This is a genomic window from Janthinobacterium sp. GW823-FHT01H08 (assembly GCF_058797855.1).
This window is the reverse complement of record NZ_CM179504.1, coordinates 3,452,607-3,478,166: the sequence shown is the minus strand read 5'-3', so window position 1 is coordinate 3,478,166 and position 25,560 is coordinate 3,452,607. Positions and strand designations below refer to the sequence as shown.

The window sequence follows — 25,560 nt, the reverse complement described above, 5'->3', positions numbered from 1 at the left end:
CACTGGCCGTCAATATATTCCGCTCCTGTGATAGCGCTCAAGTCAACGATTCGGGAATTTCCTGGCACGCGCACGCGTAATGGAGCGGGGCGGTTGCGTATGAGCTTGTATGATGTTGCTAAAAAGAATTATCACAAGCCGAGCGGGCGCCACTGCCTGTCCGGATGCCTGTCCAGTAAAGGAAATCATGATGTATAAAACAGTGCGCGACCTGTTCCTGCATTTCAAGGAAGCCGTCCCATTCCGCCTCGTCCCCGCCCTGATCTGCACCGCCTTGCTTGTCGGCATGCTATTGCTGCCGGCGCCCGAAGGCTTGACGCCCAAGGCCTGGGGCCTGGTGGCGATCTTCCTCACCACGATACTGGCGATCATATTAAAAGTCATGCCGATCGGCGTGATGGCGATGATGGCCATCGTCATCGTATCCTTGTCGCAGGTGACTTCGACCTCGTCCAAGGGCGCCATCACGGATGCGCTCAGCAGTTTCTCGAATCCATTGATCTGGCTGATCGTCGTGGCGATTCTGATATCGCGCGGCCTGAAAAAGACGGGGCTGGGCAGCCGCATCGGCCTGCTGTTCATCTCGCTGCTGGGCAAACGCACCATGGGCATCGGCTATGGCCTGGCGATTTGCGAACTGGTGCTGGCGCCATTTACGCCCAGTAACACGGCACGCGGCGGCGGCATCGTCCACCCCGTCATGAAATCGATCGCCAACGCCTTCGATTCGGACCCGGCCAAGGGCACGGAAAAGAAGGTGGGCACGTATCTGGCCCTCGTCAACTACCATGCCAACCCGATCACCTCGGCCATGTTCCTGACGGCCACGGCGCCGAACCCGCTGGTGGTCGATTTCGTGGCCAAGGCCAGCGGCCAGAGTTTCCACCTGACGTGGACCACCTGGGCCCTGTGCATGCTGCTGCCGGGCCTGGTCTGCCTGCTGGTGATGCCTTTGATCATCTATTGGCTGTCGCCGCCGGAACTGAAAGCCACGCCCGACGCCGTCACCTACGCCAAGGCGCAATTGAAAGGCATGGGCCCGCTGTCGCCGCCGGAAAAAGTCATGCTGGGCACCTTCGCCCTGTTGCTACTGCTGTGGGCCAACGTGCCCGCCATGCTGTTCGGCCCCGCCTTTTCGCTCGATGCGACGGTCGTTGCCTTTGTCGGCTTGTTCGTGCTGATCATTACCGGCACCATCGACTGGGACGACGTGCTGTCGGAAAAGAGCGCCTGGGACACTCTGGTGTGGTTTGGCGCCCTGGTCATGATGGCCGAGCAGCTGAACAAGACGGGCGTGATCGCCTGGTTCTCGGCCGGCATGAAGGCGGCCATCGTCGCCAGCGGCATGGACTGGCTGCCGATCGCCGGCGTCCTCGTGCTGGTGTTTGTCTTTTCGCATTACTTCTTTGCCAGCACGACGGCCCACATCAGCGCCATGCTGCTGGCCTTCCTGACGGTGGGCCTGCACCTGATTCCCGCCGAATACCACGTGCCGTTCATGCTGATGATGACGGCCGGCTCGGCCATCATGATGACCCTGACCCACTACGCGACGGGTACCTCGCCCATCATCTTCGGCAGCGGCTTCGTGACGATGGGCAACTGGTGGCGGGTCGGCTTCATCATGTGCGTGGTGGAACTGCTGATCTTTGCCGTCGTCGGCACGACGTGGTGGAAGGTGCTCGGCTACTGGTAAGGCAACTGGCCGCGCACGACTTGCAGCAGATAGTCGCGCGCCGCGGCCCGTTCCATGCCTTTTTCCTGCAGCAGCGGTAGCAGGCGCTCAAACAGCTGGCGCCGCCGCAGCGATGGTTCGGACCTGTCGCGCCGGTCCGAAAAGAAATCCATCAGGGTCGAGCCGCACAGGCAATTGCGGTAGACCTCGACGATTGCCACGTTGTTGTCATCGAAACTTTGCTTGAGCCCCGAGACATTCTGGCGCATCGCCCGTGTCTGCCCGATGAACTCGTGCGCCGTGGCGAAGACGCGCCCGCAGCAGGCGCAATGCTTGGGAAAGGCCGCTTCGGCCAGGGCGCGCAAGCCTTCGAAGAACAGCTGCTCCTGCATGATGGCTCCTGGCGGCGCGCTAGGCGGCGCGGTTGCTGATCTCGATGCCATGGGGCCCCCGCGGCGGCCGCTGCACGCCCGATTCGAAACGCTGGAAGGCTTCCAGCAAGTGGTCTTTCAGCAGGGTTTCGTCCCACGGCTTGGTGATGAATTTGTACACCGAGCCTTCGTTGATGGCCGCCGTGACCGAATGCAGCTCAGGGTAGCCGGACAGCATCACGCGCACGATCTCGGGATAGACGCCCTTGATGCGGCGCAATAGTTCGTTGCCCGACATGCCCGGCATGCGCGCATCCGTGAGGATCACGCCCACCGCGTGCGAGGCGACCAGTTCCAGCGCTTCCTGCGGATTGGTGGTGCTGAGTATCTGGTAGCCTTCCTTGCGCAGCGAGCGGCGCAGGGCGGACAGGATATGCTCCTCATCATCGACCAGCAGCAGCACGCGCTGGGGCGCCACGGCATGGCAGCTCTCGGGCGGCAAATGGGTGCCTGCATGCAGCATCAGATCCATCTCGGCGCCGGGCAGGGGGCGGCTGAAGTAATAGCCTTGCATCGCGTCGCAGCGGTTAGTATTGAGAAAACCCAATTGACCCTCCGTTTCCACGCCTTCGGCCACCGTGGTCAGGTGCAGGGACTTGGCCATGGCGATGATGGAGCGGGTCAACGAAGCGCCATCCACGCTGTCGGTCACGTCGCGGATGAACGATTGGTCGATCTTGACCACGTCGATGGGGAATTGCTTCAGATAGGACAGGCTGGAATAGCCGGTGCCGAAGTCGTCCAGCGACAGGGTGACGCCGATTTCCTTCAGCTGCTCCAGCGCCCGCACCACCAGGTCGCGGTTCTGCATCAGCACGCTCTCCGTCAGCTCCAGTTCCAGGCAATGCGCCGGCAGGCCGCTGTCATCCAGCACTGCGCGCACCAGTTCCGGCATGTCGACCTGGCGGAACTGGCGTGCCGACACGTTGACGGCCATCGTCAGGTGCGTAAAGCCGTAGGCATGCCAGACGCCCAGCTGCGCGCAGGCCGTGCGCAGCACCCATTCGCCGATGGGCACGATCATGCCCGTTTCCTCGGCGAGGGGAATGAAGCGGTCCGGCGGCACCAGCCCGATGCCGTCGCGGCGCCAGCGCAGCAGGGCTTCCATGCCATAAATCTTGCCGCTGGTGAGGTCGACCTTGGGCTGGTAATGCAATTCCAGCTCGCCCAGCGCCAGCGCCTGGTGCAGCGCGTGTTCGATTTCGGCCCGCTCTTCCACCAGCACGCCCATCTTGTGGTTGTAGAACTGGCAGCCATTGCGGCCCTTGTCCTTGGCGCTGTACAGGGCCGCGTCGGCCGTCTTGAGCAGCATGTCGGCGCTGTCGCCGTCGGAGGGAAAGACGCTGGCGCCGATACTGGTGCTGACGTGCAAGGTATGTTCGCCCAGCACGACCGGATCGGCGAACAGCTCGAGCACTTTTTTCACGATCTCTTCGGCCGTCCCGATGTCGGGCAGGTCCGTCAGCAGGACGACGAATTCGTCGCCGCCCTGGCGGGCCACGGTGTCGCCTTCGCGCACGGCCAGCTTGAGCCGGCGGGCCACTTCCTGCAGCAGCGCATCGCCCACGGGGTGGCCATAGCTGTCGTTGACGAACTTGAAACGGTCGAGGTCCAGCATCAGGGTCGCCAGGTGCAAACGGGTGCGGCGCGCGTGGGCGATGGCCTGGCCGATGCGGTCGTTCAGCAACTGGCGGTTGGGCAAGTCCGTCAGCGCATCGTGGTTGGCCAGGTATTCGATGCGCCTTTGCTGCAGCTTGCGTTCCGTGATGTCCTGCACGGTACCGCGCATCAGCAGCACCTGATGACCTTCGCGCACGGCCTCGGCCTGGTGAAAGACGATGCACTCGCCGCCATCGGGTTGCAGCACCTTGTGCTCCAGGCTGTAGCTGGTGCCGTTGGCATGCAGTTCCATGAAGGCTTCGAGCAGCAGGGGCCGCTGGTCTTCGGGCAGGCATTGCAGCAGACGGTCAAAGCTGGTGGGGCCGGAATCGGCGTCCAGGCCCAGGATGCGCAACAGTTCCGGCGACCAGTAGCCATCGCCGCCGGTGCCCCGGTATTCCCAGTTGCCGAGGCGGGCCAGCGCCTGCGCGTGGCTGAGGCTATCCTGGATACGGCTCAGCTCGGTTAATGCGCTGCTGGCCCGCAGCAGGTAGCGCAGGCGGTGCGCCAGCAGCCGCCATTGCATCGGCTTGGAAATGAAATCGCTGGCGCCCGCTTCCAGCGCCTGCTTGATGGAGTCATCGTCGTCATTGCCTGTCAGCACGACGATGGGCACATGCGCGCCGCCGGGCAGCCGGCGCAGCTGGGCGCAGCATTCGAAGCCGCTCATGCCGGGCATGGCGACGTCGAGCAGGATCAGGTCGGGCACGCCGCGCTGGAAGGCGGCCAGCGCTTCCAGGCCGCTGGCCGCTTCCTCGATGCGGAAGCCTTCCGGCTCCAGCGCTTCCGTCACGAGGATGCGCGTCATGGTGTCGTCATCGACCACCAGGACCAGTGCTTGCGGGGGCTGTGCTGTATTCATGGGGTTTCCTTCTCAATGGCCAGGGCGGCGAGGACACGGTCGAGTTCTTGCTGGATGCCGCGGATATGCTGCAGCGCGCTGCCGACGTCATTGCCGCGCGCATATTGTTCGATTTCACGGCAGGTGGCCGACAAGCCCAGCGCGCCCACGTTGGCGCAGCTGGACTTGAGCGTGTGCGCCGCCAGCTGCAGCGCCGCGGCGTCGCTGGCCCCGGCCGCCACTTCCAGCTGGCCCAGCAGGCGCGGGGCATCGCTGTAAAACAAATCGATGATGCGGCCGAGCACGTCGGGACGGCCGGGACGCCGCATGGCGCGCAGGTTTTGCAGGGCGGCCGCGTCGAGGATGGAGCTTGTTTCAGCCGGCGCCGCCGGGGCGGGCTGCGCCGGAGCGGCTTCCGCCACCGCCTCCGCTGCCGCCGACGGGCACCAGCGGGCCAGCATGGCCAGCAGGGCGGCGCGCGTATACGGCTTGGCGAGGTAGTCGTCCATGCCCGCCTCCAGGCACAGTTCGCGGTCGCCCAGGATGGCGTTGGCCGTCAGGGCAATGATGGGCGTGCGGCTGCGGCCTTGCTGGGCTTCCATGCGGCGCAGGCGCCGCGTCGCTTCGAAGCCGTCCATTTCCGGCATCTGGCAATCCATCAGGATCACATCGAACGGGTAGCGCTCCCACAGGGCCAGCGCGCGCCGCCCGTTGTCGGCCGGCGTGGCCTCGTAGCCCGTGTCTTCCAGCATGGCCAGGGCGATTTCCTGGTTGATCGCGTTGTCTTCCACCAGCAGCATGCGCAGCGGGGCCTGGCCCGGGGCTGCGCCAGCCGTATCCGGCGCGGCGGGCGGGGCCGACGTGGCAGGTATCGCAGCCGTCGCTGGCGCCAGGGTGCCGAAGCCGCCGACGGCCTCGATGCAGTGGCGCAATTCCAGCGCCCGCACGGGCTTGGTCAGGCAGTATTCCACGCCCAGCGCCGTCACCTGGCGTAGATCGGCCGAGGCGTCGAGCGAACTGAGCATGATGATTTTCAGCGCCGCCATGCGCGCGTCGCCTTTGATTGCCCGCACCAGCTCGGCGCCATCCATGACTGGCATGCGCATGTCGATGATCGCCAGGTCGAACGGGCGCCCGCTGCGCAGCGCGCCTTGCAGCCGGTCCAGCGCCTCGGCGCCGTCGGCGGCGCTGGCGGCGGCCATCTGCCACTCGATCGCGTGCTGCAGCAGGATACTGCGGTTGGTGGCGTTGTCGTCCACGATCAGCACGTTCAAGGCATTGAGCGACACGCGCGGTGGCGGCGCCGCCGGCGCGTCCTCGGGCGCCACCTCGCCGACGACGACGGTCACGGCAAAGCTGGAACCCTGTCCCGCCACGGACTGGAGCACAATGTTGCCGCCCATCATTTCCGCCAGCTGCTTGATGATGGCCAGGCCCAGTCCCGTGCCGCCGTACTTGCGCGAGGTGGTGCTGTCGGCCTGGCGGAACGGCTGGAAGACGGCTGCGGCCGCTTCCGGCGCCATGCCGATGCCCGTGTCGCGCACTTCCAGGCGGATCCGGCCGGCAGCGGGGCAGCTGACATCGACGGAAATTTCGCCCCGTTCCGTGAACTTGGTGGCGTTATTGAGCAGGTTGGTGAGGATCTGGCGCAGGCGCACGGGGTCGCCGCGCACGTGCTGCGGCACGTCGGAGGCGATGCGGCAGGTAAATTCGATGGCCTTGCGCTGGATGCCGTTGGCAAACAGCGCCACCACGTCGTCGATCACCTGGCGCAGGTCGAAAGGGATGTGTTCGAGTACCAGCTTGCCCGCCTCGATCTTGGAAAAATCGAGGATGTCGTCGATGATGCTGAGCAGGCTTTCACCCGAACGGTGCACCGTGTGCACGAAACGCTGCTGCTTGGGACTCAGTTCCGTGCGTTGCAGCAATTCCGTCATGCCCAGCACGCCATTCATCGGCGTGCGGATCTCGTGGCTCATCTTGGCCAGGAATTCCGATTTGGCGCGGTTGGCGGCATCGGCCTCGGCCTTGGCCTGCGTCAGCGCCAGGTCGCGCTGTTCGACGTGCTCGAGCATGCCGTTGAAGCCCGTGATCAGCTGCCCCAGTTCGTCGCTGCCGTGCTGCGCGACGCGCACCGACAGGGCCTTGCCGTCGCGGATATGCGCGATGGCGTAGGACAAACGCGCCAGCGGCCTGGCGATCGATGCGCTGATCAGGCCCGTGATGGCCACGCAGGCCAGCAGCAGGACCAGCGCGATGCCGAGGATCAGCACGAAGGCATGCCGCACGCCGTCGCGCACCTTGGCCACCGCATCCTGCTGCTGCCCCGTGATGCGCGCCACTTGCTGCGCGGAATAGGCGGCCTGTTCGCGCTCGAAGGCGCGCACATGGTCGATGACCTCGTCGAGCGCCGTCTGGCTGTCCAGCACGCTGCCCTTGGCCTGCACCAGCCGCTGTCCCGAGCGCTCCACGGCGTCCAGGTAGGTGTTGACGACCCTCGTTTCGGCCAGCAAGCCCAGCTGGCCTATGCTTTGCTGTAGGGCCTGCATGGTGGCCATGTCGCGGTGCAGGGCGCTGATGCGCCGGGCGATATCCTGGCCCAGCCGGGTGACGTCGGCGGCGGCCGTGGCGAGCATGACTTCGCCCACGTCGATGCTGATGGCGTCGACGGCAAGGTTGATTTCACCGCTGGCATCCTCGATGCGGGCCGAGGTGCGCATGTAGCGGCCGGCCTCGGCCATCCGGGCGCGTCCGATGGCCAGCTGCAGTTCGATGGGATCGAGCTCCTCGGCCAGGCGCAGGTGGGCAGCGGCCAGGGCGGTGCTGGTCTGTTCCTTGAGCGCCGCATATTGCGCCTGCTGCGCCGCGCTGGCGCCGCCCTCGGCCAGCAGGCCGGCGCGCAGGGCCAGCAAGCCGGCGGCGGGATCGAGCATCTGGCGCGCCGTGGCCAGCAGGGTCGCCCGTAGCGTCTGCTGGGCGGGGCTGATGTCGCGCTCGCTGGTTCCCGCCAGGTGCGCGACGGCCGCCGTCAGCCGCTCGCGCAGAGGAGCGATGCGGAAACGGTTCTTCACGGCTTCCGTTTCGGCCAGCGCAATCTGCATGTCGTGGATGCTCTTGCGCAGGTCGGTCAGGTAGCGGGCATTCTGGTTCAGGCGCTGGCTTTGCAGCTGCACTTCGGCGGCCGTGGCCTGGGCCTGGCTGTCGACGACGCGGATCTTGCTGCGCGCGCCCTTGGCGGCGGCCTTGATCTGCGCCAGCACTTGCCGCATCTCCGTTGCCTGAGCCTTGTAATAGGCCTCGTTTTCCAGGCGCTTGCGCACGGCGACGCGCATGCGCTGGAATTCCCGTTCGAAGGCCGCGTGGTAGCGGGGCGCCTGCGATTCGCCATGGCGCCGCAAATCGTCGCTGATGCTCTCGGCGGCCTCGATATTGGCGCCGATCTTGTTCGATACCTGCTCCAGCTGCGCCAGGTCTTCCGCCTTGCCCAGCTCGAAAAAGTCCGACGCCATGTCCTGCACGGTATAACGCAGGCGCAACACGTCCGTGTACAGCGGCACCGTCTCGTCGGTCAAGCCGTGGACATGGGTTTCGATGCCTTTCACCAGCAGCAGGCCGGCCGCCGCCATGGCCGCCACGCCGGCCAGCAGGACGGTGGTACTGATGATCAGCTTGGTCCTGATTTTCATGCCAGGCTCCAGGGCGGGCCGCAAAAATGGGCGCGCATCACTTCGCGCCAGGCGCCATATCCGCCGGAACGATCCTGCCGTCGGCGATGCGGGTCAGGAAAACGGCCGTCGACGCCTGGTGATTGTCCGGCCGCAGCGTTACCAGCATGCCGCCCAGATCGAGCCGGTCGAACGTTTCGAAACTGCGGATCAGGCGCTCGCGCGTGAGGTCGGCGCCTGTGCGGCGCAGCGCCGCCACCATCAGGGTGGCCGAGATGCAGCCTTCGAAACTGACGAAAGACAGCCTGGCCGACGGCACGTGCCGGGCCAGCAGGGCGGCGCAGTCGGCGGCGATCGGCAACTGGCGGTCTTCCGGCAGGGGCACCACTTGCGAAATCACAATGTTGTTGCCTTCCGTGCCCAGCAGCTGCAGCAGGCTGTCGGTACCGACAAACGATACCGTGGCCAAGGCCGCCTTCAGCCCGGCCTGGCCCGCCTCGCGCACGAATGCGGCCACCGGCGTGTAGGGGCCGGCCATGATCACCGCTTGCAGGTCGTGGCCGATCAGGGCCGCCAGCCCCGCCTTGACGGCCGTCGTGCCGCGCTGGAACGATCCCTTGGCAACGAGTTCCATGCCGCGCCGCTGCAGCGCGCGCACGGTGCCGTCGAGCACGGCATTGCCGAAACCGTCGTCCTGGTACAGCACGCCAAAGCGCTTGATGCCCCGGCTGGCGAAGTACTGCACCAGGGCATCGGACTCATCGTCGTAACTGGCGCGAAAGTTGATGATTTCATGCACCACGGGGCGGCGCAAGGTCATCGCGCCCGTAAACGCGCCCACCAGCGGCACCTTCATTTCCTGCACAATCGGTATGACGGCGTTGGTGGTGGGCGTGCCCACGTTGCCGAACAGGGCGAATACCTGTTTTTCCTCGACCAGCCTGAGCGTTTCGCTGATGGCGCGGTCCGGATCGTAGCCATCGTCGGCCACCACCAGCTCGATGCTGCGGCCGTGGATGCCGCCGCTGCGGTTCGCTTCCTGGAACACGGCCGTCGCGCCATCGAGCATGGCCCGCCCCAGCCCCGAGGCCGCCCCCGTTTGCGCATTGACCATGCCCAGCCGGATGTGCGTATCGGTGACGCCCGGTTCGGCGGCATGGACTATGCCGGCCACGAGAGCGATAGCGAGCCAGCAGCATTCCGGGGAAAAGCGCATGAGCTACCTTTATGGAGGTTGACCGGTATCAATAGGCATGGGGTTGACAACGAGTATGGAGGAAATTGCCAACAAAAAACTCACACATAGTCACGGCGCCCGAAGCCGTTGCGGCGCAGCTCGTTCAAGGCATGGTCAGCTGCACCACCACCTTGCCGCGCGCGCGGCCCTGCGCCAGGTAGGCCAGTGCCTGTTTTGCCTCCAGAAAAGGAAACACCTGGTCGATGACGGGGCGGATGGTGCCCGCTTCGAGCAGGGCGGCGATCTGCGCCAGCTGGCCGCCGTCGGGACGCACGAAGTGAAAGGCATAGCTGGCGCCGCGCCGCCGTGCCAGGCTGATGATCTTGCGGCTGAGTAAACCGAACACCAGTTTCAGCACCGCGTGCATGCCGCGCGCGCGGGCGAAAGCGGCGTCCGGCGGGCCGACCAGCGAGACGACGCGGCTGCCGGGCTTGACGATGCGCAAGGTTTTTTCCAGCCCGTCGCCGCGCACCGTGCCCAGCACGGCGTCGTAATCGCGCAGCACGTCCTCGAACGGCTGTTGTTTATAGTCGACCACCTCATCGGCCCCCAGGCTGCGCACCAGTTCCACGTTCGCCGTGCTGGTGGTCGTGCCCACGCGGGCGCCCAGGTGCCTGGCCAGCTGGATGGCGAACGTGCCGATGCCGCCGGAACCGGCCGGGATGAACACTTTCTGACCCGGCCGCAGCTGCATGCGCTCGTGCATCGCTTGCCACGCCGTCAAGCCCACCATCGGTATCGACGCCGCCTGCACGAAATCGAGGCTGGCCGGTTTCAGCGCGGCCGCCTGTTCTGGCACGACGGCAAATTCGGCCAGGCTGCCGTGCGGCGTGTCGAAAATGCTCGCATACACGGCGTCGCCGACCTTGAAGCGCGTGACCCCGCTGCCGACTTCCATCACCACGCCGGCCAGGTCGCTGCCCAGGGTGGCCGGCAAGCGCAGTTTTAATATCGGCTTGAAGTCGCCCCTGGGAATCAGGTTATCGATGGGGTTCAGGCCGACGGCGTGCACCCGCACCAGCAGTTCGCCGGGGCCGGGCGTGGGGCGGGGCAGTTCGGCAAACGCCACGTGATCGAGGCCGCCGTATTTTTTAAGTTGCAATGCTTGCATGATGTTCTCTCTGAGTGAGTGCTGAAAAAGCGTGGCGTTCAGGCCAGGCGCAAGTCCTTGCGCAAGCCGGCGTCCATCAGCGCGGCGGGCAGGAAACGGCGCATCAGGCGCAAGCGCGCCGCCAGCGGCCCGGCCGTGTAGCGCAATGTCGGCTGGCTTGCCTGGGCCGCCGCCAGGACGGTGTCGGCCACGACGCCAGGGTCATCGGCGCCGGCCATCAGCGCTTGCAGCCGGCTTGTGACGGCCGCGCTGACTTGCCGGTAGGCGGACAGCGGCGTATCGGGCGCCAGCAGATTGGCTTCGAACGTGGTTTTCGTATAGGCCGGTTCGATGACGCTGGCGCGGATGCCCCAGCCGCGCACTTCATGGTCGAGCGATTCCGTGTAGCCCTCGATCGCGTGCTTGGTGGCCGAATACAGCGCGCCGTAGGGCATGGGCAAAAAGCCCAGGACGGAACCGATGTTGAGGATGCGCCCGCCGCCCTGGGCCCGCATGTGCGGCAGCACGGCCAGGGTCATGCGCACGACGCCGTAAAAATTCGTGTCGAAGATGGCTTGCGCCTGCGCCACGCTGCTTTCCTCTGCGCCCGCCGGGGCCACGCCGAAACCGGCGTTATTGACCAGCAGGTCGATGCGGCCTTCGCGCCGCATCAGCTCGGCCACGGCGGCAGCGACGGATGCGTCGCTGGTGACGTCGAGCGCCAGCATCGTGTAGCCGACCGCATCGGCTTGCGCGCCGCGGCGGCTGGTGCCGTACACCGTGTAGCCCGCCTGCGCCAGGCGTTGGGCCGTGGCCGCGCCGATGCCGGACGAGGCGCCGGTGACCAGGGCAATCTTGTTATCGTTCATGGCAGTTCCTTCAGTGGTGGATAGTGCTGAATATGATGATCGTCATATTGTTGTTTGAAAAAAGCCCGGGACGGACCCGGGCCATGGGCGTTACGGCTGGTTTGTCTCTTGAAACTGCGCCAGGGTGGCCGCGCACAAGGCGTCCGACAGGGCCGGTTCGTCGACGGCGCGCGCCAGGATGGTGGTGCCGATCATGGCGCACACCGTCGCCATCGCTTGCGCGTGCGCTTCGGGCTGGCCCCAGTTCGGCAGCTGGCGCGCGAACAGGTCGATCATTTCCTTGATGTGGATGGTGGCGGCGCGCCGCACCTCGGGCGCCTGGCGCGGCATTTCCGAACCCAGCGCCGACACGGGGCAGCCCACCTCGATGGCGGCGATGTGTTCGGGCGACAAGTAGGCGGCCAGCATCGCCTGCAGCGCCTGGCCGGGCGGGGCGGCGGCCGCCACCCTGGCCGCCAGCGCCACCGCTTCGGCGCCCGCGCGGTCGCCCGCTTCGGCCAGCAGCGCGTCGCGCGAGGCGAAGTGCGCATAAAAGCCGCCGTGCGTCAGGCCCGCTTCCTTCATGATGTCGGCCACGCCCGTGCCCGCATAGCCGCTGCGGCGGATGGCGCGCGTGGCCACCTCGACGATGCGTTCATGGGTGGCTTCCTTGCGGCTTTGCGCCGAAGGTTGCTTGTCAGATGATTTGTTGGATGAATTCTGCATGATGATCATCATATCGCAGTTTTCAAAACCGTGCAGGACCTGTGCCGGCAAAGGCGTTACGATGCACGCTATCGACATGCGACCAGGAGAAACAGATGGCAACTATTCCAGCGGCAACGACAGAACAGCTGTTTTCCTACGGCACCTTGCAGCAGCCCGAGGTGCAACTGGCCACCTTCGGGCGCCTGCTCGACAGCCGGCCCGACCGCTTGCCCGGCTATCGCCTGGCGTTGCTGGCCATTGACGATGCGCAAGTGGTGGCGACCAGCGGCAAGACGCATCATCCGATCGCCTCGCGTGGCGCTGCGACCGATAGCGTGCCGGGCGCCGTGCTGGCCGTCTCGCCCGGGGAATTGCGGCAGGCGGACGGCTACGAGGTGGCCGACTACCGGCGCGAACGCGTGACCCTGGCGTCGGGCCTGCAAGCCTGGGCCTACGTGGATGCGCGCGATGCCGCTCCTTGAGCGGCATGGCAACAGGTGAATGGGGGAAAAGTGCGGAAGTGCCGGCACGGGCGGCTTGCCCATGCCGGCTATTGCATGGTCAAGCCAGCTTGCGCTTGCCTGCGGAGACGCGGTTCCAGCCGTAGCCGGCGATGATGATGGCCACGATGGCCGCCTGCGCCAGCAGGGTTTCCGCCGTCGGCAGGATGCCCAGCAGGTCGATGCGCATGAAGTCGACGGGGGTGACGCCGACCCAGCCCGCTTCCTGCAGCGCGGCCACGCCTTTGCCCATCAAAATCACGGCCAGCACGGCCACGAAGGCGGACGTCCACGAGAAGAACTTGCCAATCGGCATGCGGGCGCTGGTGCGCAGCAAGGCCCAGGCGATGACGACCAGCAGCACGATGGCCACCAGGAAGCCGCCCAGCAGGGCGCCGCCGTTGCCGTCCGCCGCCAGGGCGGAATAGAACAGCACGGTTTCAAACACTTCGCGGTAGACGGCGATGAAGGCCAAGGCGAACAGGCCCCAGGCCGAGCGCCGCGTCATCGCCGCCGTGAGTTTCTCGTGCAAATATTCCTGCCAGCGCCCGGCGCTGCTCTTCTGGTGCATCCACAGGCCCACGCTGAGCAGGACCAGGGCCGCGAAGACGGAACCGAGACCCTCGCTCACTTCACGGCTGGCGCCGCTGATGGTCACCAGATACGTCGCCGCCACCCACGTCAGGCCGCCCGCCACCAGCGCGCTGGCCCAGCCCGCATGCACGTAGGGCAGCACGTCGTTGCGCTTGGCCTTGCGCAGGAAGGCGATGATGCCGATGACGATCAGCAGCGCTTCCACGCCTTCGCGCAGCAGGATCGTCAGGGCGCCGATAAAGGTTGTCATCGGGTCGGCCTTGGCGTCGCCCAGTTCCGCTTCCACGTGGGTAAACAGTTGCTGCAGCTTTTCACCGGCCGCCTCGGCGTCGGCCACCGTGCCCTTGGCAACGGCGGAGCGGTAGGCCAGCATGGCGTTTTCCACGGCCAGCAGCAGGGATTTGTTGCGCGCGCCGACCATCGGCTCGATTGGCTCGAAACCGTCCAGGTAGGCGGACAGGCCCAGGCGCGTGGCGCCTGCGCGGTCGCCCGCGTGCATGGCGGCAAGGCTTTCGGCCAGGCGCATACGCGACAGGGCCAGGCCGGCAGGCTTGTGCGCCTCGGCCTTGTCCGGATGGCTGCGCAAGTATGCCGTCAAGGCTTGCGCTTCGTCCGCGCCCAGCTTGGCGGCCGCCGCTTCCTGCGTCACGGTCGTCACGGCGGCCAGGTCCGCGTACAGTTTTTTGCTGCGCGGATCGTCCTGCCACAGTTTTTCGCCGCGCGCGCTTGCCGCCGCATCGTGCGACATGCCGCCGATATAGAAAGCCAGGTCCCAGCGCTCGTTTTCGGACAGCTGGCCGAAACTGGCCATCGAGGTGCCCGCCACGCCTTGCGAAATGACCTGGTACAGGGCCATCAGGCTGCGCGACTGCGCCCGCTCGCCATCCGTGAAGGCGATCGGTTTCGGTTCCAGGCTGGCCGCCAGCGGACCATCGCCGCCGCCGGCCACGCCGTGGCAAGAAGCGCACTGGGCCGCATACAGGGCCGCGCCGCGCGCCAGGTTCGGCAGCACTTTCGGCGCCACGGGGATCGGGTAGGCGGCAATCAGCAAGCCGTTCGCGTGGTGCGCCAGGCGCTTGACTTCCACGCCATCGGCCTTGGCCACGACGGCTTTGCGCAGGTCGGCGATAGCGGCAGCGATGGCCGCCTGCGATGCGTGGGCGGGCAGGGCGGCGATCTGCGTCGTCGCATTATCGGTAAAGTCGAGCATTTCCGCGTATTCCGCCTCGCTGACCACCTTGCCGTGCTCGACGGCGCCGCTGTAATCGACGGCAACGTAGTCAATCAATTGCCACAATTGCTTGGCGCCGGCGCCAGGATCGGCCGCCTGCGCCTGCGCGCCTCCGGCAAGTAACAGGCTGAGGCTGGCAGCCACGAGCGGATAGCAGACCAGCCATCTCTTGATAGAAGTGAACATGATTCTCATTCTCATTTGTCGTTAACCCGGCGACTATAGGACAGACGGCGCAGGGTGTCAACGGCGCACGGGCGTGCGTGGGCGCAAAACAGCGCTGCCCTGGCCGATATTGCTGGCCAGGTGCAAGGCGTTTTCGCAATGGAATGAGGTAGATTGAGGGCTACTGCTTCGATGCCGGTTTGGCGTACAAGCCCCTGGACAGGCCATTGTCCGCATCGTCGACTTTCAGGCCGCCGTCGACGACGCGCAAGGCCAGCTTCTGGAATGCCTGGCCCCGCAGCCACTGGGCGTCGGTGACGGCGAACGCGGCGATGCGTTCCTGCGCGCGCGCCGCCGGCACGGCCAGCCATTGATAGTCGGCTGTTGAACCCTGGCGGCGCAAGCCGGCGCGCACCCAGCGTTCCGACGCCGGCATGCGGACGATGGCGTCGCCGTTCGCCACGCTCACCGCCGTGGCCGTCTTGCCGCTTTGCGCCTCGAATTTTACCTCCACGCCGGCCATCGGCCCCACTTTGGGGAAGCCGACGATGGCCACCCACAGGCCCGCTTCGGCAGGCTTCTGGATGCGCATTTCCGCTTCCTCGAACACGCGGAACTGCGGCTCCTTGCCGCCGTTTCCCGTCACCAGGGTCACCGTGTCGCCGGCAACGCGCCATTCGCCGCTGGCTTGCTGGTCGGTATTGCCGTAGCTGAGCACCCATTCGAAGGTGCCGTCCTTTTTCAGCAGCAGCGCGGAACCCGTTTCCATCACGCCCTGCAGGTAATAGTGCCCGGGCAGCGCGGATGGAGCCTGCTCGGCCGCGCCGGCGGCAAGCGGCCAGCCGAGGGCGGCGCAGGCCAGCAGGCCGGAGAGGGTTTTTTTCATCGCGGTGTCCTTGTTGTGTCTTTTATGAAATGCCATCATAACAACGGCAATTGCTTGCCGTCGCACCATAGGACACAGCGGCCGCGCGGCGGCGTCGCGCTCAGCTGCCGCTGAAATCGAGCACCACGCGCGAGGCGACCTTGCCATGTTCCAGCCGGCTGAAGATGTCATTGATGGCCGACAGCGGCTGCAATTCGATGCCGGCCGTGACCTTGCCTGTGGCGGCAAACGCCAGCGCCTCGGCCATGTCCTGGCGCGTGCCCACGAAAGAGCCGCGTATCGTCACGCAATTGGCGACGACGTCGAACAGCGGCGTAGGGAAGTCGCCCGGCGGCAAGCCGACCAGCACGCAGGTGCCGCGCTTGCGCGTCATCGCCACGCCTTGCTGGAAGGCATCGATCGACGGCGCCGTGATGAGTACGCCGTGGGCGCCGCCGCCCGTCGCTTCGCGCAAGGCTGCCACGGGGTCGCCTTGGCGCGCATTGATCGTCACTTCGGCGCCGAGGGCGCGGGCGTGCTCGAGCTTGCCTTCATCGATGTCGACGGCCGCCACGCGCAAGCCCATCGCCACCGCATATTCGATGGCCAGGTGGCCCAGTCCGCCGATGCCGGACACGGCCAGCCACTGGCCCGGCCGCGCGCCCGTTTCCTTGATGCCCTTGTAGCTCGTTACGCCCGCGCAGATGATGGGCGCGGCCTGCACGGCAGAAAGACCGGCCGGAATATGCGCGACGTAGCGCGGGTCGGCCAGGATGTATTCGGCAAAGCCGCCGTTCTTCGTGTAACCGCCGAACTGCGCCTCGGCGCACACGGTTTCCCAGGCTGCCAGGCAATGTTCGCAATGGCCGCAAGCGGAATAGAGCCAGGGCACGCCGACCCGGTCGCCCAGCCGCACCTCGGTCACGCCCGTGCCCAACTCCACCACCACACCGATGCCTTCGTGGCCGGGAATGAATGGCGGCGTCGGCTTGACGGGCCAGTCGCCGCGCGCCGCATGCAAGTCCGTGTGGCAGACGCCGCATGCTTCCGTCCTGACGAGGATCTGGCCGGGACCGGGCACAGGCACGGGTACGTCGCGCAGCACCAGCGGCTGGCCCAGTTGCTCGACAACGGCGGCTTTCATGGTAGTGGGGATCATGGTATTCCTTATGAAGTGGGTACGTGTAGTGCAGGGTGCAGGCCGAACCATCGTCGCTTGAATAGCGGCTTGCGCATGATCATATTCTGCTGCACACGATTCAAAAATTGATTGATCTACATCAACATATGCCGGGAGGGAGGGCAGGTGCTTCAGGAACAAAACAGGTTTACATTAATTCCATAATTCGACTATCATGGAATTATTGAATAAGGAAACCATCATGCATGACTTGCCCAACATCAGCGCAGCCCACCTCGACACGCCGACCCTTGATAAACTGGCGCCGCCGGCGGTGGCCACACATCCGCCCCGCATCCTGCTGCTGTACGGTTCGCTGCGTGAACGTTCATTCAGCCGCTTGCTGACCCTGGAGGCGGAGCGGCTGCTCCAGCATTTCGGCGCCGAGACACGCGTCTTCGACCCGCATGGCTTGCCCATGGTCGACAGCGTCGGCCCCGACCATCCGAAGGTGCAGGAATTGCGCGCCTTGTCGATGTGGTCGGAGGGCCAGGTCTGGTGCAGCCCGGAACGCCATGGCGCCGTGACGGGCGTGTTCAAGTCGCAGATCGACTGGCTGCCGCTGGAAATGGGCAGCGTGCGTCCCACGCAGGGGCGCACCCTGGCGGTGATGCAGGTGTCGGGCGGCTCGCAATCGTTCAATGCCGTCAACGGCTTGCGCGTGCTGGGCCGCTGGATGCGCATGGTGACGATCCCGAACCAGTCGTCCGTCGCCAAGGCCTACCAGGAGTTCGACGACAACGACCGCATGAAACCGTCGCCGTACTACGACCGCCTGGTCGACGTCATGGAAGAATTGTATAAATTCACCCTGGTCGTGCGCGACCGCTCCGATTACCTGACCAGCCGCTACAGCGAGCGCAAGGAATCCATGCCGCTCGATGCGCGCGCCCTTGCCGCGGCGGCCATGGAACACGAGACGCCGGGCAAGTAGCTTATTAATTGTCTATTAATAAGGGTTTCGGCGCATACAGCGCATTTTGAAATTCCGGCACATATTCATATTTCATCATCTTCCCCAGCTTCAATGACTTGAGATAGCTGGAGAAGCTGCCGTCGCCCAGTGTCAGGCCGACCGCATCGGCGCTCGTGCTCGTTGCATGGCTGAGCTGGCGCGAAACGGCATAGCCATAAGTGAGCTGGCCGGGGCCATCCTGGTTGGTGAAGCTGTTCGTCACCAGCTCGGCCTGGTGCGACAGGCCGTCCAGCTTTTTCCCCGCGAAGACAAAATCGAGCTTGCCCGTTGCGCTATCCATGACTTCAAAGGAGACGGCGGCGTCCGTTTCCTTGCGCTCGATGCCGGTCAGCCACTTGGGCAGGTTGTAGCCTACGACACCGCGCACCCTGGCCAGTTCCGTGTTCACGGGCAGCTTGAGCACATAGCCCCAGAAATCCTTAGACAGCGATTGCTCCAGCAAGGTGAAAGGGCCGAAACTGGACGTGCCGGGCTTGTTCGTCACGATCGCCAGGGAAATTTCATTGTAGCTGTCGTTGTCGCAGTATTCATAGGCGTAGGCCGTCAACGCCACCGCGCCCCGGCCCGGCCACACTTGCAATGGCTGCACCTGCTTCAGTATGTCTTCCGGCATCAGTTCCTTCAGCCTTGCCAGGTCGGCCGTAAAGACGGCCGTGATTTTATTGTTTTTATAATAGAAATTCGGTGAATACGAGTCAAAGCCGATGGCGACCTTTTCTTTTTTGATTCCCTTGAACCAGCTCAAGTCCACGTCTGGCGCTTCCGCCGCGATCACCGACAAGGGCGGATTCGAGCGATAGCGGTCGTACAGGCCGCCGGCCGCCACCGGCACGTCATGGCCGGCGATATTGATGATGACCTGCTTGTTGTCAACAGGACTGTCAGCCCGCGACGGGGCTGCGGCAATACTCAATACCAATGCGGATACCGCCGCGGCAATTTTCATGTTCATTGCTTGCACCTTTTATGTTGGATTTAAAAAATTCAATTCACACGCCGCTATTCATGCGGCGGCGATACTGCCGGTTCCTGATGGCGGTTTCCCATTGCTGCATCGCCAGCGCCAGGGCCGGCGTCACATTGGGCCGCGTTGGCTTGCCCTGGCTCAGGCGCCGCAGCTGATACTTGACCATCGCCATGTAGCCGATCGACGACAGCACCTTGTTTTTCCAGGTAATGGCCCTGAGCAAGGGGCTGGCCGATTGATCGGCACGCCATGCTTTCGGCAAGTGCGGGTTGATGGCCAGCGCCGTTCCCATGCCGGCCATGGCAATGCCGCTGCCCAGCACCTGCTCGACCACCGGGTAGCGGCGTATGCCGCCCGTCACCATGATGGGCATCGTGGCCACGGTGGCGATGTCCTTGGCAAACTCCAGGAAATACGCTTCGCGGGCCAAGGTGCGGCCGTCGCGGGTCTGGCCATGCATGGCAGGGGCTTCGTAACTGCCGCCGGACAATTCGATCAGATCCACGCCCAGGCTGTTGAGCATGGAAACCACCTGCCTGGCGTCCTCCGAGCTGAAGCCGCCTTTCTGGAAATCCGCCGAGTTGAGTTTGACGGCGACGGCAAAGCCTTTGCCGACGGCTTGCCGCACCCCGTTGACGACGTCCACCAGCAGCCGCGCCCGGTTCTCGAGCGAGCCGCCCCAGCGGTCCGTGCGTTTATTTGTAATAGGGGAGAGGAACTGGCTGAGCAGGTAGCCGTGCGCCGCATGGATTTGCACGCCCGTAAAGCCGAACTGTTCCGCCAGCTTGGCGCTGTTGACAAAGCGCTGCTTCACGTCGGCAATGTCGGCTTCCGTCATTGCACGCGGCGCGGAAAACTGCTTGGAGAAGTTGCCCATATCCATGGCCACGGCCGATGGCGCGATGGTTTCCTGTCCCATGGCGGCCGGCATCTGGCGTCCGGGATGGTTAATCTGCATCCAGATCTGCGCCCCGCGTGAACGGGCAGTGCGCGACCATTGCTCGAAGCGCACGCCAAATTGCGCAGAATCGAGTACCACGCCGCCCGGTCCCGTCATGGCGCGGCGGTCGATCATCACGTTTCCTGTGATCATCAGGCCAACGCCGCCGTCGGCCCACGACTGGTACAGGCGGATCAGCTCCTGTGAGGGCGCGTGATCGCCGTCAGCCATGTTCTCTTCCATGGCGGCTTTGGCGAGGCGGTTCGGAATGACGCTTCCATTGGGCAGCGTCAGTGGGGTAAAAGGCTTCATGCTTATCTCCAGGGTTGCGATGACCTCACGATAAGCTTTAAGCTAACTTGAAGGTCAAGCTCTAAAACGCACTTTTTTTGCCTGTGTCCCGTTCGCAACACGGGCTGGAAGAAACGCAGCAGCCTGAGACAACAAACTCCTGTCACCGCCCATCTACCGCTTGACATTCAAGTTGGCTTTAAGCTTATAGTGGATCACATGGCGCAGGCCACTCAACCATCAGGAGGACGACCCCATGTCAGTTTTCAAGCAGCTTTTCCTCGCGTTCATGCCCATGCTGTTCATGCAGATCGTTGCTGCGGAACCGGCGGCGCCAAAACGGGAACCAGGTACGGTACTCGTGGTCATGACCAATCATTCCCAGTATCCGAGCAGAAACGACCATACCGGGCTCTGGCTCACGGAGCTGACGCATGTGTATGACGCGCTGAAGGAAGCCGGCTTTGGCGTCGACTTCGTCAGCCCGAACGGTGGCGCCGTGCCGCTCGATGAGCGCAGCCTGGGATGGCTGTATATGGATGCCGCCGCAAAAAACCACTTGAAAGATCGCGCTTTCATGGCGGCGCTGGCGTCGACACGAGCGGCGGCCGACATCGACCCTGCTGGCTACCGGGCTATTTTCTACACGGGCGGCCATGGCACGATGTGGGATTTCAAGGGCAACCAGGACCTTAAGCGCATTGCCGAGGCGATCTACCGCAACGGCGGTATCGTTTCTTCCGTCTGCCACGGCGCCGCCGGCCTGCTCGACCTGCAGGACGAAAACGGCAAGCCGCTGATACAAGGGCGCCGTGTGACGGGCTTTTCGAATACGGAGGAATCGCTGGCCGGCATCAAGGATCAGGTACCCTATCTGCTGCAAAGCGAGCTCGAGGGCAGGGGAGCGCTATATGATAAAGGCTTCATCCCGTTCGGCAGCTTCGTCATGACCGATGGCCGGCTCGTCACGGGCCAGAACCCCGGATCGAGCAAGGAAGTGGCGCAAGCGCTGCTCACGGCCCTGCGGAATAACACACCACAATAAGGGAGCAGGAAAAACGATGAAAATCGGTGAACTGGCCAAGCGCAGCGGCCTGGCGGCGTCCACGATACGCTTCTATGAAGCCAAGGGCTTGCTGAAAACCGTGGACCGGCAATCGAACGGCTACCGCGACTATCCGCTGGAAGCGGTGGCGGTACTGTCCATCATCACCGACGCCCAGCAGGCGGGCTTTTCCCTGGACGAAATCAGGCAAGTCTTGCCGGAGGATATTTCATCATGGAAACATGATGAGCTGATGGTGGCGCTCAAGAAGAAGATCGCCGATATCGAGTCGCTGGAGGTGCGGCTGGCGCAGAACAAGGCCCACCTTTTGTCGCTGATTCAGCTGATCGAGGCCAAACCCGAGGATATCGACTGCAAGGATAATACGGCCAGGATCATGGAAAGCATGGGGATAGTCAGCAAAAACTGAAGACAAAACTGCTTGTGCGTCAGGTCAAACGCGCCGGGGAATGGATGCGCTTGTCCAGCGGCCTCTCGTTGAGCGCATCGGCGGCCCGGTCCACGAATTGCCTGACGTCTCCCACCTCGGCAAACAGGCCGGCATAGGCTGCCCGGATCAGCACCGTGCACTGCTCGAATTTCGCGAGCTGCGACATGCCTTCCTCCGTGGGCACCAATAGCCGTCGGCGGGCATCATTGTCATCGTTCCGATACCGTACGAGGCCCAGGCGGAGCAGCTTTGGTATCTTTTGCATGACCAGCTGGTGCGAATGTCCGAGTTCACGCGCCAGATCCGCGACGGAGGCCGTGCCGAGCGTTGCCAGGACAGTCATCAGCGAACACGAACGAACCGGGATGACGATCCCCATCGTATCGAAGACAGTCTTGGATTGCTCGGCGATCAGGACGCTCAGCCGTTCGACAGCGCGGCCGAGAAACACGGCGTCATCGATCGGGGCCGGTTGATGGGTTTTTTTAGTCAAGGCGCTTGTACCTCTGGATGCTGCCATCCTTGTTCACGCGTTCCAGCTCCGTCACTTTTCCGCGCAAGGTAGTCAGGCGGTATCGAAAATCCGACACGCCTTCCACCGCAAACAGGTTGGGACCGATCGGCTCAAGCGCGACCCGGAACCGTTCGCGCCAGAGATAGTAAAGCGTGCCATTGTCCAGGATGATCTGGCGGCCTTCGTATTTTCCGGCGGCTTTCGCCAACACCGCGGCATCGACGTGCGGGCGCTCGATCGCTGCCGTCAGGCTCGGGAGCAGCCAGGCAAGTTCGGTTCGCCTGGCGTCATCGGTCTTGGACAGATGTTCAAGCGCCAGCTTGTGCGCCAGAGGAAGGGCGCGAATAGAGGGGCTAGGGATATCGGGTTGCACGCCAACACCTTCGAAATCGCCATGGTCCACGGGGTCCTGGATCTGGCCGATTGGCACTTGCACGAAAAAATCGTCGTTGAGCGGCTTGCGCGCAACCGGATGCGCACCGCCGGCGGTCCGCTCCCCGATCAGCGTCGCCCGCCCGAGCTTTTTCATCGCATAGGAAAACCATTCTGCGGAGGAAAACGACGTGGAGCCGGTCAGGATATAGACGGGCTTGTCCACCATGCGCTTGCCCGGCAGGCCCGGCAGCACCCATTGCCCTCGCTGGATACGCTTGCCATCCTCATTGTAATAATAGTCGAAGAGCAGCTGGTCTTTCTCGCTGGAGAAGAAATAGCTGGCCAGGAATTGCGCCATTTCCAGATGTCCGCCATTGTTATATCGCAAATCGATGATGACGGCATCCGTATTGCCGACGAAGCGCATAACGGACGCGGCCGTATCATAGGCAAGCTCGGGATCGGCAAAATAGCTGAACCGTATATAACCGATATTGCCCTTCAGGCGAGCGACCTCGTCGAAACCGAAATTGGTCTCTTCCAACCTGCTCAATTCTTCTTTTCGTATCTTGGGCTTGAGCGCCGGGTTGGCCTTCGCCTTGAATTCCGCGATCCATTGGGAGTCGGCACCCACGAGGAAATGCAGGTCGCCGCTGACTTTGATGAGATCGTCGGTCAGCTTGCCCGCAAACTCTGCCTTCGTCGCCGCCGAGTCATAATCTCCCTTTTTCAGACGCTCCTGAAGCACGGGCGCAATTTTTCGCGCGATGTCCGGAAACGCATAGTTCGTATTCAAGGTGCTGTCGAGGGAGGCGATGATCGCGCCTTTTTCGTCTCGCGAGATGCCCGGCACCTCGGCAAAAGCGCCCGATGCGCAAATGACGGACAGCGCCGACAGCGCTTGAAGCAGACATGAGTGATAGCGCATTCTGATGTTTCTCCCCGATGAGACTCAAGAATACAATATATTGCGCAATATGTTGTATAAAAAATTGAGCAACATCGGGCGGGCGGTTTCCAGCCGGTACTGATCGCATGGCCACACTCCACAGTCACCTACAGAGAAAACATGCTGCGCTGCGAACTTGACGGCCACATGAAAATGCAAAGCGCCAAGAGCCTGTTCTTCAATGAGCGCGACAAAGTATTGCGACAAGGAAACGCAGTGCAGGGCGCTCGACCAGAAACGCTACTTCCGCTCCAGGGGCATCGTGGTGCCTGAAGTGGATGTATGGCGGGTGCCGTCTTGTACAAACATGCTGCGCGCTGCGCAAGTCGCATTCCAGGCGCTATCAGGTCATTGCATGGACGGCCTGCAGACCTGGTGCAACAACAATCTCGGCGTCGTGTACCTGGCGACTGCACCCGGATTGCCCAAGCGCTGGGCGATTGTCCGTTCTGAAAGTTACTCCACCTTGATAGACGGGGAGGAGGGAAGTGATATGGCAAATTTTGAGGCTGATTCACTGCGGATACTTGAGCAAATTGAGGATGAGTTTCGCAATCAGTACTGGATTATTCGTAACTCCAGGCGAACAAACTGGCGGGCAGTCAACCGCACTAGAATGCTCGGTGACTTCATGTATATGCTTGGGGTTCCAAAATGGGCAGTTCAGCAAGCACGATATTGCCTGCGTTTAAAGGTCTGCAAGCGGTGCTTCAAAGATGAAATTCGTTGTCACGGGATTTGCGGACGTGCCAGACGCGGTGATTTTGATACATAATTCTGTTATCCGGGTGCAGTCAGCGCGGGAAATTATTTTTGTTTTGTCAAATGCGAAAATTCATTAGGGCTTAAAAAATGTCTGAATCAATGACACTGATATTGAATAAAAAAATAAATACTTTACTGCAGGAATTGACGGACTTATGCAAAGATAGTCAAGGTTTAAGTTTCTCTGGGCGAGAATTTAATTTGCCTTCCTCTCTAGAATGCCGAGATGACAATGTTAGATATTCTGCTATTTTAAAGATGGATGAGCTGGGAAAAAAACTAAATGAAATTATCACTCGAGATCATCGTTTCCCAGGTGAGGAAACTAGAATGGTTCGTACAGGAAATGGAGCTACTGGTTTTTATCCATATAGCATTGGAACGTCGCTTCTAAAGCTAGCGCTAGAATATAACTCAGCTGAGGCAGCCATAGAATGGGCATTGAAGGTACTTGGAACTAAAGCTGCAACTGGAAAATTCATATGTGCCATTTGGGGAGTGCCTGTTGATAGACAAATTCAACTTACAGCGGAAGTGAAAATTGTACCGATTGAGGACATTCCAGATAGTCGGCAAAAACAATTTATAATGAGAAATTTCAATACCAGTACAGTTACAAGTATGCTAGATTTTATCCCGCCGCAATCTGCACTGGTTCTTGAAAAATTAATTGATCCCTATATTTGTGATCCTAAACAATCAGATGCTTCAGAAAATGATGATTATTTTAAAAATCACGAATTGTTCAATGAGATAATCACTGTACTAACGATTGTTGGGCCAAGGATATCAATGTCCTCGGCATATTGGTTTACCTTTGATGATCCAGATTTAGAACGGGCTAGTTTAGGTGGTGGACGGGGTGGACACATGCATGAGATTTTGCCTAGTTCTTTAGGAGATTTCAGTATTTTAAATGAGCACGATGCGCAAAAAATAGTTCAAGCATATCTGTCGCTTTCTGAGCCTATGCGCGCTCCTGTCCGGGTAGCGCTCCAACGGCTCAATCAAGCTCAACGCCGTCATAGCGTTGGTGACTGCGCGGTTGAGGTTGCGACGGCGTTTGAGGCACTGCTCGGTGACAAAGCTAACAATGAAATGATGCATAAAATTACCGTGAGGTCAGTTCGGTTGATCGGTGGAACAGTTGATGTTCGAAAAAGAAATGCCGCTTTGATAAAGAGGTCCTACGAGGTCCGCAGCAAACTTGTTCATACGGGGCAGGCCAACCCCTCCGAAATGATATCTGTTTGCGGCAAAAGGATAACCACCACTGCATTAATGAAAGAAGTGATCGTTCTTTGTGTGCAAGTGATCAGGATCATAATTTTGCGTAGATCGATCCCCGACTGGTCAATTTTTGATATTACCGAGCACAATGAGATAGAGGACTAGTTCTGTGGGCAGCCCAACAACCTTGGGCATCAAGCAGCGTTATGTGAACGATGTATTTTGATACTAAAAAGTATCGTCCACCTCCACTTTATATTTTACATAATATAAATTATGCGAAGTTATGGATGAATTTGTCAAATCCCACATTTTGCAACTTATACAATCGCAAATGCGATTTTGGCCCTTTGCGCGCCGCTGTCGCC

Annotated in this window: 21 protein-coding genes; 7 read left to right on the top strand and 14 right to left on the bottom strand. The window is 62.3% G+C overall.

Annotated features, from left to right (window positions below):
- Positions 1 to 190 precede the first annotated feature (190 nt).
- On the top strand, positions 191 to 1,696 hold the full coding sequence (locus AC3RCG_RS15440; RefSeq protein WP_070218812.1) for an anion permease: 1,506 nt from the start codon (positions 191 to 193) through the stop codon (positions 1,694 to 1,696).
- Here AC3RCG_RS15440 and AC3RCG_RS15435 read toward each other — a convergent pair.
- From AC3RCG_RS15435 to AC3RCG_RS15405, 7 genes are all read right to left on the bottom strand, one after another.
- Positions 1,687 to 2,067 (bottom strand): hypothetical protein, encoded by a 381-nt coding sequence (locus tag AC3RCG_RS15435; protein ID WP_492401359.1) that lies wholly within the window; start codon positions 2,065 to 2,067, stop codon positions 1,687 to 1,689. The two genes, AC3RCG_RS15440 and AC3RCG_RS15435, sit on opposite strands and share 10 nt — an antisense overlap.
- A 19-nt stretch (positions 2,068 to 2,086) precedes the next feature.
- The gene (locus AC3RCG_RS15430; RefSeq protein WP_492401361.1) at positions 2,087 to 4,627 is read right to left on the bottom strand and encodes an EAL domain-containing protein; all 2,541 of its coding nucleotides are present in this window, start codon (positions 4,625 to 4,627) and stop codon (positions 2,087 to 2,089) included.
- Positions 4,624 to 8,292, bottom strand: coding sequence for a response regulator (locus AC3RCG_RS15425; RefSeq protein ID WP_492401362.1), 3,669 nt, complete (start codon positions 8,290 to 8,292; stop codon positions 4,624 to 4,626). The genes AC3RCG_RS15430 and AC3RCG_RS15425 overlap by 4 nt, the downstream gene beginning before the upstream one ends.
- A gap of 37 nt (positions 8,293 to 8,329) precedes the next feature.
- On the bottom strand, positions 8,330 to 9,487 hold the full coding sequence (locus AC3RCG_RS15420) for an ABC transporter substrate-binding protein (protein WP_070310716.1): 1,158 nt from the start codon (positions 9,485 to 9,487) through the stop codon (positions 8,330 to 8,332).
- 124 nt (positions 9,488 to 9,611) lie between these two features.
- Positions 9,612 to 10,619 (bottom strand): NADP-dependent oxidoreductase, encoded by a 1,008-nt coding sequence (locus AC3RCG_RS15415; RefSeq protein WP_492401364.1) that lies wholly within the window; start codon positions 10,617 to 10,619, stop codon positions 9,612 to 9,614.
- Between the two features lie 38 nt (positions 10,620 to 10,657).
- A complete protein-coding gene (locus AC3RCG_RS15410; RefSeq protein WP_492401365.1) occupies positions 10,658 to 11,467 on the bottom strand; it encodes an oxidoreductase in 810 nt (269 codons plus the stop codon).
- 90 nt (positions 11,468 to 11,557) lie between these two features.
- Positions 11,558 to 12,184: a TetR/AcrR family transcriptional regulator gene (locus AC3RCG_RS15405; protein WP_492401366.1), complete on the bottom strand. Its 627-nt coding sequence runs from the start codon at positions 12,182 to 12,184 to the stop codon at positions 11,558 to 11,560.
- An 83-nt stretch (positions 12,185 to 12,267) separates the two neighbouring features.
- On the opposite strand from AC3RCG_RS15405, the gene AC3RCG_RS15400 reads away from it, so the two are divergent.
- Positions 12,268 to 12,636 carry a gamma-glutamylcyclotransferase family protein gene (locus AC3RCG_RS15400; RefSeq protein ID WP_492401367.1) on the top strand — a complete coding sequence of 123 codons (369 nt, stop codon included), beginning with the start codon at positions 12,268 to 12,270 and terminating at the stop codon, positions 12,634 to 12,636.
- Between the two features lie 79 nt (positions 12,637 to 12,715).
- Here AC3RCG_RS15400 and AC3RCG_RS15395 read toward each other — a convergent pair whose 3' ends face one another.
- From AC3RCG_RS15395 to AC3RCG_RS15385, 3 genes are all read right to left on the bottom strand, one after another.
- Positions 12,716 to 14,665, bottom strand: a complete 1,950-nt coding sequence (locus AC3RCG_RS15395) for an FTR1 family protein (RefSeq protein ID WP_492401368.1) — start codon at positions 14,663 to 14,665, stop codon at positions 12,716 to 12,718.
- A 160-nt stretch (positions 14,666 to 14,825) separates the two neighbouring features.
- Positions 14,826 to 15,530, bottom strand: coding sequence for a hypothetical protein (locus AC3RCG_RS15390; protein ID WP_492401370.1), 705 nt, complete (start codon positions 15,528 to 15,530; stop codon positions 14,826 to 14,828).
- Between the two features lie 100 nt (positions 15,531 to 15,630).
- Positions 15,631 to 16,668 (bottom strand): zinc-dependent alcohol dehydrogenase, encoded by a 1,038-nt coding sequence (locus AC3RCG_RS15385; protein ID WP_492401371.1) that lies wholly within the window; start codon positions 16,666 to 16,668, stop codon positions 15,631 to 15,633.
- 220 nt (positions 16,669 to 16,888) lie between these two features.
- On the opposite strand from AC3RCG_RS15385, the gene arsH reads away from it, so the two are divergent.
- A complete protein-coding gene (gene arsH / locus AC3RCG_RS15380) occupies positions 16,889 to 17,623 on the top strand; it encodes an arsenical resistance protein ArsH (RefSeq protein ID WP_492401696.1) in 735 nt (244 codons plus the stop codon).
- A gap of 4 nt (positions 17,624 to 17,627) precedes the next feature.
- On the opposite strand, the gene AC3RCG_RS15375 is transcribed toward arsH, so the two are convergent.
- Both AC3RCG_RS15375 and AC3RCG_RS15370 read right to left on the bottom strand, forming a co-directional pair.
- On the bottom strand, positions 17,628 to 18,611 hold the full coding sequence (locus AC3RCG_RS15375) for an acetoacetate decarboxylase (ADC) (RefSeq protein WP_492401372.1): 984 nt from the start codon (positions 18,609 to 18,611) through the stop codon (positions 17,628 to 17,630).
- A gap of 43 nt (positions 18,612 to 18,654) precedes the next feature.
- Positions 18,655 to 19,884: an NADH:flavin oxidoreductase/NADH oxidase family protein gene (locus tag AC3RCG_RS15370; protein WP_492401373.1), complete on the bottom strand. Its 1,230-nt coding sequence runs from the start codon at positions 19,882 to 19,884 to the stop codon at positions 18,655 to 18,657.
- A 268-nt stretch (positions 19,885 to 20,152) separates the two neighbouring features.
- Between AC3RCG_RS15370 and AC3RCG_RS15365 the strand changes: the two genes are divergently transcribed.
- Positions 20,153 to 20,908: a type 1 glutamine amidotransferase domain-containing protein gene (locus AC3RCG_RS15365; protein WP_492490364.1), complete on the top strand. Its 756-nt coding sequence runs from the start codon at positions 20,153 to 20,155 to the stop codon at positions 20,906 to 20,908.
- 16 nt (positions 20,909 to 20,924) lie between these two features.
- Entirely contained in the window at positions 20,925 to 21,338 is a 414-nt protein-coding gene (locus tag AC3RCG_RS15360) for a MerR family transcriptional regulator (RefSeq protein ID WP_492401375.1), read from the top strand.
- 19 nt (positions 21,339 to 21,357) lie between these two features.
- Here AC3RCG_RS15360 and AC3RCG_RS15355 read toward each other — a convergent pair whose 3' ends face one another.
- A complete protein-coding gene (locus tag AC3RCG_RS15355; RefSeq protein WP_492401376.1) occupies positions 21,358 to 21,852 on the bottom strand; it encodes a MarR family winged helix-turn-helix transcriptional regulator in 495 nt (164 codons plus the stop codon).
- Positions 21,845 to 23,176, bottom strand: a complete 1,332-nt coding sequence (locus AC3RCG_RS15350; RefSeq protein ID WP_492401377.1) for a S41 family peptidase — start codon at positions 23,174 to 23,176, stop codon at positions 21,845 to 21,847. Before AC3RCG_RS15350 ends, AC3RCG_RS15355 begins: the two co-directional genes overlap by 8 nt.
- A 202-nt stretch (positions 23,177 to 23,378) precedes the next feature.
- Between AC3RCG_RS15350 and AC3RCG_RS15345 the strand changes: the two genes are divergently transcribed.
- On the top strand, positions 23,379 to 23,972 hold the full coding sequence (locus AC3RCG_RS15345) for a hypothetical protein (protein WP_492401378.1): 594 nt from the start codon (positions 23,379 to 23,381) through the stop codon (positions 23,970 to 23,972).
- 77 nt (positions 23,973 to 24,049) lie between these two features.
- The gene (locus AC3RCG_RS15340) at positions 24,050 to 25,357 is read left to right on the top strand and encodes a hypothetical protein (RefSeq protein WP_492401379.1); all 1,308 of its coding nucleotides are present in this window, start codon (positions 24,050 to 24,052) and stop codon (positions 25,355 to 25,357) included.
- Positions 25,358 to 25,560 lie beyond the last annotated feature (203 nt).